The sequence below is a fragment of the Pseudomonas sp. S3_C06 genome (assembly GCF_054667675.1).
This window is the reverse complement of the sequence record NZ_CP162747.1, coordinates 5,821,448-5,833,530: the sequence shown is the minus strand read 5'-3', so window position 1 is coordinate 5,833,530 and position 12,083 is coordinate 5,821,448. Positions and strand designations below refer to the sequence as shown.

The 12,083-nt window shown below is 58.9% G+C and carries 9 protein-coding genes; 2 read left to right on the top strand and 7 right to left on the bottom strand.

Going from position 1 to position 12,083, the window contains the following annotated elements; all coding sequences use genetic code 11:
* Nucleotides 1-49 precede the first annotated feature (49 nt).
* Nucleotides 50-1,840 (top strand): bifunctional diguanylate cyclase/phosphodiesterase, encoded by a 1,791-nt coding sequence (locus AB4N44_RS25990; protein WP_460111480.1) that lies wholly within the window; start codon nt 50-52, stop codon nt 1,838-1,840.
* Nucleotides 1,841-1,860: 20 nt separating this feature from the next.
* Here AB4N44_RS25990 and AB4N44_RS25985 read toward each other — a convergent pair whose 3' ends face one another.
* The 7 genes from AB4N44_RS25985 to AB4N44_RS25955 form a co-directional block, all read right to left on the bottom strand.
* Nucleotides 1,861-2,277, bottom strand: a complete 417-nt coding sequence (locus AB4N44_RS25985; RefSeq protein WP_460111483.1) for a hypothetical protein — start codon at nt 2,275-2,277, stop codon at nt 1,861-1,863.
* A gap of 8 nt (nt 2,278-2,285) precedes the next feature.
* The gene (locus AB4N44_RS25980; RefSeq protein WP_460158136.1) at nt 2,286-7,061 is read right to left on the bottom strand and encodes an RHS repeat-associated core domain-containing protein; all 4,776 of its coding nucleotides are present in this window, start codon (nt 7,059-7,061) and stop codon (nt 2,286-2,288) included.
* Between the two features lie 240 nt (nt 7,062-7,301).
* Complete coding sequence (locus tag AB4N44_RS25975) at nt 7,302-7,709, bottom strand: SEL1-like repeat protein (protein ID WP_150752249.1); 408 nt, start codon at nt 7,707-7,709, stop codon at nt 7,302-7,304.
* A complete protein-coding gene (locus AB4N44_RS25970; protein WP_003223109.1) occupies nt 7,710-8,081 on the bottom strand; it encodes a hypothetical protein in 372 nt (123 codons plus the stop codon). It abuts the gene before it with no gap.
* A complete protein-coding gene (locus tag AB4N44_RS25965) occupies nt 8,078-8,419 on the bottom strand; it encodes a helix-turn-helix domain-containing protein (protein ID WP_127926385.1) in 342 nt (113 codons plus the stop codon). Before AB4N44_RS25965 ends, AB4N44_RS25970 begins: the two co-directional genes overlap by 4 nt.
* A 112-nt stretch (nt 8,420-8,531) precedes the next feature.
* Nucleotides 8,532-8,987 carry a YkvA family protein gene (locus tag AB4N44_RS25960; protein WP_122608401.1) on the bottom strand — a complete coding sequence of 152 codons (456 nt, stop codon included), beginning with the start codon at nt 8,985-8,987 and terminating at the stop codon, nt 8,532-8,534.
* Nucleotides 8,988-9,281: 294 nt separating this feature from the next.
* Nucleotides 9,282-9,998 carry an FKBP-type peptidyl-prolyl cis-trans isomerase gene (locus AB4N44_RS25955; RefSeq protein WP_007919751.1) on the bottom strand — a complete coding sequence of 239 codons (717 nt, stop codon included), beginning with the start codon at nt 9,996-9,998 and terminating at the stop codon, nt 9,282-9,284.
* 270 nt (nt 9,999-10,268) lie between these two features.
* Between AB4N44_RS25955 and AB4N44_RS25950 the strand changes: the two genes are divergently transcribed.
* Complete coding sequence (locus AB4N44_RS25950; RefSeq protein WP_460111486.1) at nt 10,269-12,077, top strand: di-heme-cytochrome C peroxidase; 1,809 nt, start codon at nt 10,269-10,271, stop codon at nt 12,075-12,077.
* Nucleotides 12,078-12,083: the final 6 nt, after the last annotated feature.

Genomic DNA, 12,083 nt, shown 5'->3' with positions numbered 1-12,083 from the left:
CTCTTCATCGAGAACGCTCCCAGTCCTTTTTTTATCGCCAGAGATTGCCATGACCACGACCGAACAGCTGAGTGCCTTGAGCTCGATCCTGACTCAAAGCGGTTTACACAGCCTGTTCCAACCGATCATCAGCCTCTCCGAACGCCGCATTCTCGGCTACGAAGCGCTCACGCGCGGCCCTTCCAACAGTCCTCTCCACTCGCCGATCGCGCTGTTCGCCGTGGCACGTCAGGCCGGACGTTTGAGCGAACTGGAGATCGCCTGCCGCCAGAGCGCTTGTCGCCGCTTCAACGAGCAGCAACTGCCGGGCAAACTATTTCTCAACGTCTCGCCGGAATCCTTGCTTGAAGCCGCGCATCAACCGGGGCGCACGTTGCAGTTGCTGCAGGATTTCGGCATTCCGCCCAGCCAGGTCGTCATCGAACTGACTGAACAAACGCCGATCGACGACTTTCAGTTGCTGCAAACTGCCTTGCATCACTATCGGGCAATGGGGTTTTCGATTGCACTGGATGATCTCGGTGCCGGCTATTCGAGCCTGCGGTTGTGGTCAGAACTTCGTCCGGACTACGTGAAGATCGATCGACACTTCATCGACGGCATTCATCAGGATGCGTTGAAGCGCGAGTTCGTCGGCTCGATTCTGCAAATCGCCAAAGCCTCTCGGGCGCAAGTCATCGCCGAAGGCATCGAGTTGCCGGAAGAACTCGCGGTGCTGACCGAGATGGGTGTCGATCTGGTTCAGGGTTACTTGCTCGGCCGCCCTCAGGAACAACCACCGCGCGATGCCCGCGCCTTGATGCCCAAACACGACAGCAGCAGCGTTGCGCTGAACGACGAAGGCAGCGACCTCAGCGCCCTGCTCAACGAGCAACCGGCCGTGCATCGCGACACACCCACCGCCAACGTACTGGAGGCCTTTCGCCGCCAGGCCAACCTCAATTCACTGGCGGTACTCGACGAACAAGGCCAACCCTGCGGCATCGTCCATCGTCATTCCCTGTCCGATGCCCTGCTCAAACCGTTCGCCACCGACCTGTTCGCCCGTAAACCGATCAGTCGCCTGATGAACGACGACTTCCTCGCCGTGGAAATGAGCCAGTCGCTGCAACAGGTCAGCCGCCTGATCACCAGCCGTGCCCGTCAGCGCATCGAAGAAGACTTCATCATCACCCTCAACGGCGGGTATCTCGGCCTTGGCAGAGTGATTGATGTGCTCAAACTGATTACCGAACTGAAAATCCAACAGGCTCGCTACGCTAACCCACTGACTCTGCTGCCTGGCAATGTGCCGATCCAGCAGTGCCTGACTCGCCTGCTGCAACAGGGACGAGAATCCGTCATCTGCTACGTCGACATCGACAGCTTCAAACCCTTTAACGATATCTACGGCTACGGACGGGGTGATGAAGTTCTGCTGTGCCTGGCGCAATGCCTGAATGAACGGGTCGACCCGTCCCGCGACTTCGTTGGCCATATTGGCGGCGACGACTTCCTGCTCGTCCTCGGCCCGGAAGACTGGCGCAAACGCCTCAATCAACTGCTTGATGACTTTCAGAGCCAATGCCGACGTTTCTACCGGTCTGAACACCTTGAGGCGGGATGTTTTATTGCGCCGAATCGCCAAGGGGTGCGGCAGGAGTTTCCGCTGTTGTCGCTTTCCATTGGCGTGGTGCATCTACACCCTGAAGCCTGCGCACAACTCGACGCCAGTCAGCTTGCGGAAATGGCTTCCCAGGCGAAGCATCATGCGAAGAATGTTCCGGGGTATAGCGTGCATGTTATCGAGAGCATGAAGGCGCTGCCCTTTATCGAAGCGCTCGTTTCAGGCCATCGTTGATGTTATAGAACAACCGAAAACTACCATGTGGACCGATCTTCACTAGCGGCTTTTGCTAGATCATGCTCCCAAACCTCCATCGCAAACCGGTAGATATCCTGGAAAAAACCTCGGGGGTTTTCTAGGGCATCCCACTCTTCACGAGGCCAACTTGCAGCTTCGTACGGATCGATTTCAAACAGGAGCTGGAAGTCATACTTTGGATTTCTGAGTTTCTCTTCCAAGCTTTCAACCAATACTAGTTTATGTCTACAGGTAAGATACGGAAGATTCAGACAATACCTTTTAATTAACAACTCTCTATCGGCAGAAACATTGGGGTTATAGATCTCAAGCTCTGCACCTCGAGTTTCTTCCCGATCATAAACATCAAGCACTCCTACAAACCACATTAAATTCGGTTCAAACGCTTCGTTAAGGTAGGGATTTTTCAGCATCACTTCACCTATGTAGGGAATCCTGTAAATGGTTTTTGCGTATTTACTTCATCAAATTTTACCTCAAACCAATTTAGGTGCTCATTTAAAATAGGATTTTGAACATCCCTTCTATTTGGCCTGTACCCACGCCCCGCACCCGGCAACTCTAGCCTCACTATTGGATTGTTATTCTGATCCACTCCGTTATGCATTATCAGACCATGCTTATCTTTCGTCATCGCTTTATTTAACGCCCCTAAGTGCATGCGCCAATTATAAAACTGCGAACTAAGGTTGCCTCGTGCACGCCTTGGAACAACTCCTGTATGAGGGTTCGCACCATTAATAGCGCGCTGCTTAAGTGCTCTATCCGAAATTTCCGGGCTGTGCTTTTCAACGGTGTGCATGCCATAAATATTTTCATATTCCAATACCCGTCGCTTCGCATTCGCCTCCGCCAACTCATCTATCCTCGCCCTACGCTCCTGCGCCGTCATCTTCGGCAGCGCTGGTTCACCCTCATCAACCTTGGCCCCGTCAATCCCACCCGGCACCTCACACCCAGGCTTATTCGGCGGTGGGCAGTTAGAGCTCAACCCCAGCGGATCTACCCACCCTGTCGGATTCGGCACGTACTGGTACTGATTCAACCCACCGGCCAACTTGATCGGATCCGGCGTCAGATATCGCCCCAGCCTCGGGTCGTAATACCGGTGGCGGTTGTAATGCAGGCCGCTTTCGCCGTCGAAGTACTGCCCCTGAAAGCGCAGTGGCTGGTTCAGGTAGTCCTCGCCGGCCAGGGTCAGTGCGGCGACTTTGCCGTAGGCGTGGTATTGCGCGGACCAGACGATGTCGCCGCTGTAGTCGGTGAGTTCCTGCGGGGTGCCGAGGTGGTCGAGTTGGTAGTAGAACGGGCAGGCTTTTTTCGGACCTTTGCCGTCGAGCAGCGCGAGGGGGCGGAAGGTGCCGGGTTCGTAGACGTAGCTGCGGTATTCGCTTTCGCTGCTTTCGGCGACGAGGTGGTCGCCTTGCCAGAAGAACTCGGTGGTGGCGTCGCCGACGGTTTTGCGGATGCGCCGGCCGAAGGCGTCGTATTGGTAACTGGCGGTCTGGCCGTCCGGGCGGGTCAGGCCGATCAGGCGGTGCTGGCAGTCGTAGCGGTATTCGGTAACGAGTGTCTGGGCGCGGCCACGACGCTCGCGGATCAGGTTGCCGAAGGCGTCGTAGTCGTAATGACGGTCGCCCTGCATGAGCAAGCGATTGCCCTGGATCTGGCTCGGGCCGGGGCGGTCCTGCATCAGCAGGTTGCCGGCCGGGTCGTGGGCGAAGCTTTCCGGCAGTTCGTCGCGTGAGTGGCGTACGCGGATCAGCCGGTCGAGGGCGTCGTAGCCGTAGGTGCGCTGGCCGTGGCGGCTGTCGGCGATATGCGCGAGATTGCCGTTGGCGCTGTAGGCATAATCGCGGCGGTACAACGCATCGCGCTGATGGCCTACGGCGTGGGCGAGTAATCGTCCCTGATCGTCGTAGGTATATTCGCTGAGCAGCAGGCCTTGCTGACGTTGCCGTTCGCGGCCGGACCGGTAGACGTGACGGCTCAACTCGGCCCCATTGAGGTCGATGCCGGTCAGCGCGCCACCCTTGGCGTGGCGGTAGTCGAGCACGCTGTTGTCCGGCAGACGCATGCGCTTGAGCTGGCCGCAGGCGTCGTAGCGGTAGCGCAGAGTGCCCCAGCCCTGATGCTCGGTGATCAGCCGGTCCTGGCGGTCGTACTCGAAGGCCAGCGGGTGTTGCTGGCCGTCGTCGACGCCAATCAAACGGCCGAGACGGTCGTATTGGTAGGTGACCTTGAGGCCGTCGGGCAGGGTCTTGATCAGCAGACGCCCGGCAGCATCGCGCTCATACGCAGTGAGCAAACAAGAGCCGTCATCGCCGAACTCGGTCTTCTCCAGCAGATGGCCGTTGAGGTCATAGGCGTACGCCGTGCGCCGGCCGTCAAAACCGCTTTCCTGACGAATCAGCCCGGTCGGTGTGTAATCCAGCCGGTACTTTTCCCCCGATTCGTTTTCAATCTCGGTGAGCAGCAGTTGCGCATGGTCGTAGCGGTACTGCACCCGTGTGCCATCGGGGTTGATCCGCCGCGAGACCAGGTGCAGGTCATCGTCGTATTCGTAGCGGGTGATGTGCCCGAGCTCATCGCGCTCGGCAGTGACCTGACCGTAGGCGCCGTAGCTGTAGGCGCGGGTCGCACCGTCAGGAAATGTCGCCTGAATCAGTCGGCCGACGGCGTCCCAATGTTGCCGGGTGACCGCACCGTGTTCGTCCGCGGTTGTGGTCCGTCGCCCCAGCGCATCGTAGGAAAAACGCCGCACGCCGCCGTCGGTCAGGGTTTCCTCGGTCAACTGGCCGAGGGCATTCCAGACCAGGCGATGGCGGCTGCTGTCCGGATAGCGGATCGACAGCAACTGACCCCGGGTGTCGTAGTAGTAATGGGTGACCTGGCCGTCGGGGTCGACCGCTTCGGTGACATCACCCTCGGCATTGCGCCGGTAGATCCACACCGCGTCACCGCGAGAGCGTTTATGCAGGAAGCCGTTGCGATACTCGTAGGACGTGGGCGCCTCGTCCGGCGGAATCAGCGCCACCAGCCGTCCGACCTCGTCGTAGCGGTATTCGGTGACCGCGCCCAAGGCATCCTGCTCGGCAATCAAGCGACCCGAAGAGTCATAGGCCTTGAGCTGCTCGCCACCGTCGGCCTCGACCTTGCGCACCAGCCGCGCACGCTCGTCGTGGACGTAAACCTCTTCGGTGCCATCGACGTAATGCACCGCGACGCTGCCGTCGTCATTCCAGACGTAACGGGTGTCCATCTGCGAAAACGACGCCCAGTGACGCACGCAACGTGCGGCTTTCCCCGACCGCTCCCACTCCCAGAAAAAACTCGCGCCGCCGGCCAGTTGCCGCTGCAGAATCACGTGCGTGTCGTCGTAGTCGTAACGCTCGCTTTCACCGACGGCATTGCTGGCTTCGATCAGGTGCTGATAGGCGTCGTAGCGGTAACTGACCAGCGCCTGTTCGGTGCTCCAGACACCCTCGCGAAACACCTGGTAATCGACACCCAGCAACTGCGCGCGGTCATAGCGCAACAGCAGCGAGCGCCCGGCGCCGTTATCCAGGCGTTGCACCCGGTCAGATCGATCGCGCTGCACCGTCAGACGATTGCCATAGGCATCGCTGATCGCCGTCAGCCGTCCTGCACGAAAGTGATAAAACCGCGCCGTTTCCCCGGCCAGTGCGAGGATCAGCTCTTCCGGTTCATCGCCCAGGAAAATCGCCCCCCGTGACAGGCTGTTGTGAATCGCCGGGCGCTCAATACTCGGCAGCGGAAAGCAGGTGCGCCGGTTCTCGTGATCGACCCAAACAACCTCATCGGCGAAAAACTCCAGCCGATGCGCCAGCGAATGACTCCAGCCAAACCCCAGCCCGACATCGATCTCAGCGGCACTAGAGCGATACAACCGCGTGAACTCAAACGGCAACACGCCATCAAGCACCCCATCAGTCAGGGTCAGCAGTTCTTCGCCGGTGACCATCGACACCGGACAGCCGTTGGTGCAGGTGAAGGGCACGCAATCAGCGCCGTCACCGTTGGGATTTTTCGCCTGATCCGGCGAGTCGTCGTGATGCTCGTCTTTCTTCAACAAGGTGTTGCGCTGCGCATCCCAGCGCAACTGCATCCGGCCCTTTTTCACCCCGGCGGCGATGCCGCGGGCGGCAACGGCTTTGTATTGATCGACGTATTTGATGAACCCTTCGACGATGCCGAACATCGCCTTCACCAAACGCTTCACCGCCGACAGCAATTGAACGGCGCGATCCGCCAGACGCAACGTCAGATAAGCGATGCCTGCGCCACCACTGACGAACGTCAGAACGACACTGATCAGCACATCGATGAGCAACTGCACCATCATCATCGACGCCGCTTCCGCGGTTTTGCCGGCGATTTCACTGGGCGGCAGCATCTCCAGCCAAAGGCTGGCCGTGCGCAGCAATAAACACAGTGCAGCTTCGTCACTGACCAGCAGTTGAAGCTTTTCCATGACGTCGGGGGCTGTCGCTGCCAGCGCCATCAACTGCGTGGCGCCCTCACCCAGCCGCTCGGCGAACGCTCCGGGATCCTTGAGAATGTCCGACAGCAGGCCAATGCTGTCCCACACCCCCTCGATCGCCGCCCAACTCCCGGCAAGCATGCCGTTGCCCGCTGCCGTCGCCACCGACTGCGACCACTGCGGTTTGAAACCCTGCCACTCGCTGCGTAACCAGCCGTCCAGCTCAGCGGTCAGGCCGTCATAGGCTTTGAACAGGGCCTCGACCTGACTCTCAGTGACCTCGCTGTGCACCTGCACCCGGTAGAACTTCCCCGCGACGCCTCTGAACGAGCCCTTGCCCTGCGCGTCGAGCGTCACGGGCGTGGTTTCACCACCATCCATGGCGATCACATCGACCACAATGTTGCCGAGCGCAATGTCGTACACCGACTCAAACTTGCTCTCGATCTCCATCACCCTGCTCTTCGGGCACTGGACGACACCTGAGAAAAATTCGTTGTCAGTGCTGCTGACGGCAGTGCTGTCGGCACCGAAGCGGATGACCCGCTCCATACCCATCAACGACGGCAGATCCGCCGCGTGGCTGACCTTGTCCGCCGCTCGACTGGCCCAATGCCTGAGCTGTTCGCGGTAAATACTGAGGGTGGCGGGAAAGCTGTCGAGTGCTTGCTCGATGCGGGTGACGGCTTCCATCAGCGCACGCGGGTGTGCGAAGTGGACTGAATAAGTGGATCAAACATGAGCGTTCCCTCGCGCAAAAAAATTAGGCGCGGGAACTGTGCGGGGGATCAATCAGGAAAGAAGTCAGGCAAGTAGGCGATGGCTGTAGGACTTGTCTGTAATAAAAGAGCAATAGATAAACAGGCACGCAAAACGCAAACGCGGCGTGAGGAAAACCTCACGCCGCGTTTATCAGGACGGACACAATTGGATTTACTGCGTTGAATCCCGAGCGCTCAGCTCTTTCAATTTGAGCTCAGCCAACGGGTGTCCGGCCTTGGCAGCCATACCCCACCAGCGTGCGGCTTCAACAGGATCCGGGGGCTTGCTCGGGGTTCCGGCCAGGCTGATCACGCCGACCTGATAAGCCGCCTTGCCATCACCCGCAAGTGCCGCCAGCCGCAATAGGCGCACACCTTCTTCACGTGCTCCGAGGCCGACGCCACGAAAGGTCAGGATGTGCCCATAAAAGCTTTGCGCACTGACATCGCCGAGATTGGCCATGCGCGCAAACTGACCCTCAAGCCAACGCCAGCCACGTGGTTGGCGGACAAACCATGACCAGTGAAACAGCCGGCGGGCCAGCCAGTAGCTCGCCCGCGCCTTGAGTCGTAAAAACACTCAGGCCTCCGCCGATTCCGGGTACTCGTATTCAAAAACCCGGACGACTTCCGAAGCATGCCAAGAGGCCGCAGCTACACCATCGGATGGCCCGGAAAAACGCCCCAGACGTTCGACACACTCAAAGAAACCGGTGCGTGGCAGACGGCTCGCGCCCTGACTGATCACCAGCGAACTGCGCAACGGTTGTTCGGCCTTCGCATCCAGCGCGGCCAGATGCTCGAGGGCGGCGGTCAGGGTCTGCATCGCCGGTGTCGGCAGTTGCAACCGCTCCAGCAAGGCCCGATAAGTCAGCAGATGGCGCTGGCGACGCGCCTGATCCAGTTCCCCCAGCAATCCGTCCCAATGTTGACGACTAATGCGTACGCTCACGATTCATCCCTCCACCCTGGCACCGTCAATTCCCAGGCCAGGCTGCGGCGAATCGCGGCGTCGGGCTGACGCTCGCCACTTTCGATCATGGCCAGATATGACGGGCTGATGCCTACCGTGCGGGCCAACGCCTCAATGGCGATGCCCTTCCCTTCGCGCAAACTGCGTAGTTGATCCAGACCTGGAAGAATCGTGTCTGGTGAGGCCGCGAGCGGCGTGGCTGCCGGACGCGACGGTGCTTCGTTGATGCCTGCTGCTTTTAGTAGAGCCTGATACTGAGCCCACGGCAGAACCGCGTATTCGGGTTCGCCATCGCGTGCAATTATCTGAATATCCATGACTACCCCGTAGGACAACAACACTTAGCGAGTCGGCACTTTTCCCTAGAAGTGTAATCCTAACAGCGGCCAAGGTCGCGGGGGGTATCTATCTGTAAGAGGCGGTTGATAATCAGGACTTTTTCGGCCCCTGAAGTTGCAATTGTTCGGGGGTATCCGGCAGGCGTTCGACGACTGCCAGTTTTTCCGGCTGCTGGCGGTTGCGCCAGAGGCGGAAGGCATTGAGTTCATCGTCGAGGGTTTTCATCAGCCAGGCGAGGACAGCGATGTCGTCAAGCATGCCGAACACGGGAATGAAATCCGGAATCGCATCGACCGGGCTGAGGAAGTACATCAGACCCGCCACCACCGAAACCAGTGCTTTGCCGCTGATGGCCCGATACTCACCGCGCCAATAGGCCAGGCACAATGCCTGGAGTAAACGTAAATCGTCTTTGAGTTTGCCGAGGCGATTGCCTTGCGCGGCGCCTTTGCTGGCGACCGCAAACAATAAGGTTGGCAAACGTCCACGGGCTAACAAACGGCCGGCCAGAGGCAGGAATCGAGCGAAATTCCACGGAGCTTTCATCTATTCCTCCCGTTGAAATGTTATCCACACAAATTGTGGATAACCTTGTGAACAGAGCTGCATTTCAGCGCTGAAAGCCCCGTTTCATAAGGGCTGCGCTCAGATCGGGCGTTTTTTACTCACATAAAAAACCCCAACATTTCATTGACTTGGCTGCTCAGGGCGGCTAGCGCGGGCAGCCTCAATGGCTATGACTCTCGCGACCGCCATCGGTTCGCTCTGTTTACCCTTGCCAGACTCCAGATGCAACAACGCCCCGCATAAGCGAGGCGTTGTTGTTGAAGCCTTTGCCAATTACTTGGCAGCGGCAGCTTCTTTGGCTGGATCCTTGATGGCCAGCAGTTCCAGGTCGAAGACCAGAACCGAGTTGGCCGGGATTGCCGGGCTTGGCGACTGAGCGCCGTAAGCCAGATCGCTAGGGATGTACAGTTTGTACTTCTCGCCAACGTGCATCAGTTGCAGACCTTCAACCCAACCCGGAATCACGCCGCTTACCGGCAGATCGATCGGGCTGCCGCGCTCGACGGAACTGTCGAATACGGTGCCGTTAGTCAGCTTGCCGGTGTAGTGAACGGTCACTACGTCAGTCGGCTTAGGCTGTGGGCCGTCGGCTTTCTTGACCACTTCGTACTGCAGGCCCGAAGCGGTGGTAGTCACACCAGCCTTCTTGCCGTTTTCTTCGAGGAATTTCTTGCCAGCCGCAGCCGACTCTTCGCTCATCTTGGCCATGCGCTCTTCAGCACGCTTTTGCAGCGCGGCAAAGGCTTCGACCAGTTCTTCATCTTTCAGCTTCTGTTCTTTCTTGCCGACGGCATCTTCGATGCCCTGGGCTACCGCTTTGGAGTCCAGATCATCCATGCCTTCCTGAGCCAGGCTCTTGCCCATGTTCAGGCCGATACCGTAGGAAGCTTTTTGCGCCGGGGTTTTCAGCTCTACGCTGGTCTGCGAATCACAACCCGCGAGGACCAGGCTAACCAGGGCAACCGCCGCCGCCAACCGATGCTGTTTCATGCTATTTCCTTGTTCATGCGCCGAAAGGGCAATCGAGTAAAGCCGCGAGCTTATCAGGCCGCCACGACCAATGGCTACCGGCATGAGAGCAGTAAAGCGACGATAAGTTCAGGGATTAAAACGCATTTGGGCAAAGGCGCGATGAAGCTTCTGTCATCTTGTCCCGACAATGCCCGGCGACTCTGCTTGCATCATCTGGCGTAATGGCCACTTGCCGCATAGGGTCCGGCTCAGGCATAACTGCGCAACAATTCGACAAGGATGTTTATCTTGCGCCTCTTAATCCGTGTGCTGACCCTGATCGTCGTGCTGCTGGTGCTCGTTCTCGCCGTGGTGCTGTATTACGTCGCCAACCCGAAATTGCCCTTCTACACCCCCGCCGAGCAGGTGCATTACCTGAATCAGTGGAGTGACGAAGAGCGGCAAACCTACTATTTCACGCCTCAGGGCACGCAGGTCAAAGGCCTGCGCTATGAGTGGTTCCAGGCGCTGGAATTGCCCTTCTCGCAGCAACGTTTCGCCGCACCCGATTACCTCGCACGCTTTGGTTTTCTGATCGATCCGCAGCAGAACGCCACGTCGAACAACCCCGGCAACCTCCCCGTCGGTTTTGCCCGGCATCAAAATCCGGGCAGCTCCGAGCAATATCTGGACATCACTTGCGCCGCTTGCCACACCGGCGAATTGCGCTTTAAAGGCCAGGCCGTGCGGATTGACGGCGGTACAGCGCAACACGTGCTGCCTTCCAGTGTTCCTACTTTACGAGGCGGCAGTTTCGGACAGGCTTTGGTGGCAAGCCTGACCTCGACTTACTACAACCCATGGAAGTTCGAACGTTTTGCCAGAACCGTGCTGGGCGACGAGTACGACGCGCGCCACGAGCAATTGCGCAAAGACTTCAAAACCTCTCTGAACACATTCCTCAAGGTCGCCTGGAACGATACCCATCGCGGCCTCTATCCGACCGAAGAAGGCCCCGGTCGCACCGATGCCTTTGGCCGCATTGCCAATGCGACGTTCGGCGATGCGATATCCCCGGCCAACTACCGCGTGGCCAATGCGCCAGTGGATTACCCGCAACTGTGGGACATGTGGACATTTGATTGGGTGCAGTGGAACGGCTCGGCGCAGCAGCCGATGGCGCGCAACATCGGCGAGGCACTGGGCGTCGGCGCCACTCTGAATTTCTTTGACACCAACGGCCAGCCTCTGCAAGGCGATGCGCGTTATGCCTCGAGCGTGCGCGTGCGTGATTTGCACAAGATCGAAGAAACCCTGCAAAAGCTCAAGCCGCCCGCCTGGCCAGAGGAGCTGTTTGGCGCCATCGACAAGCCCCTCGCCGCCAAGGGACGCACGCTGTTCAGCGAGAATTGCGCCGGCTGCCACGTCCCGCGCCAGACTCAGGAAGGTGATCGCTGGGTGCAGCATTTGCACATGCTGCCGGTCGCTGTCATCGGCACCGATCCGAATGCCGCCAACAATATCGCCACTCACCGTTTCGATCTGACCGCCCTGCAATGGGACCTGAAGGAACTGGAAACCATGGACGTCAAACTGCACCCGACGCCCAAGGAGCCGCTGGACCTCAGTCAGTTGTCGGTGGCCAAGGGCCTGGCTTACGTCACCGCTTTTGTCGAAGAGCGCGCCTACCGCGAAGCCAAGATCACGCCGCAGGAAAAACCCCGCATGGACGGTTTCGGCCTGCCCATCGGCGTGCGCGAAAAAGTCGCCTACAAGGCGCGCCCGCTGGCTGGCGTGTGGGCCACCGCGCCGTTCCTGCACAACGGTTCGGTGCCGAGCATTTATCAGTTGCTGTCGCCACAGGACGAGCGCGCCACGACCTTCTTCAAAGGCACCTTCGAATTCGATCCGCGCCACCTGGGGTATCGCACTGAAGCGTTTACCAATGGCTTCCTGTTCGATACGCGGATCACCGGCAACCATAACAGCGGCCATGAATTCCGTGCAGGCGAGCGCGGTAACGGCGTTATTGGCCGGTTGTTGCAGCCGGAAGAACGTTGGGCGCTGCTTGAATACCTGAAAGTCCTTGGCGGTCCACTGGAGGCGCAATTGCCATGATCTCGA

Excerpts from the sequence above, each read along its gene's own strand:
- AB4N44_RS25990 (WP_460111480.1), top strand. The coding sequence starts at position 50 with ATGACCACGACCGAACAGCTGAGTGCCTTGAGCTCGATCCTGACTCAA.
- AB4N44_RS25985 (WP_460111483.1), bottom strand. The coding sequence starts at position 2,277 with ATGCTGAAAAATCCCTACCTTAACGAAGCGTTTGAACCGAATTTAATG.
- AB4N44_RS25960 (WP_122608401.1), bottom strand. The coding sequence starts at position 8,987 with ATGAAAGCTCCGTGGAATTTCGCTCGATTCCTGCCTCTGGCCGGCCGT.
- AB4N44_RS25980 (WP_460158136.1), bottom strand. The coding sequence starts at position 7,061 with ATGGAAGCCGTCACCCGCATCGAGCAAGCACTCGACAGCTTTCCCGCC.
- AB4N44_RS25965 (WP_127926385.1), bottom strand. The coding sequence starts at position 8,419 with ATGGATATTCAGATAATTGCACGCGATGGCGAACCCGAATACGCGGTT.
- AB4N44_RS25955 (WP_007919751.1), bottom strand. The coding sequence starts at position 9,998 with ATGAAACAGCATCGGTTGGCGGCGGCGGTTGCCCTGGTTAGCCTGGTC.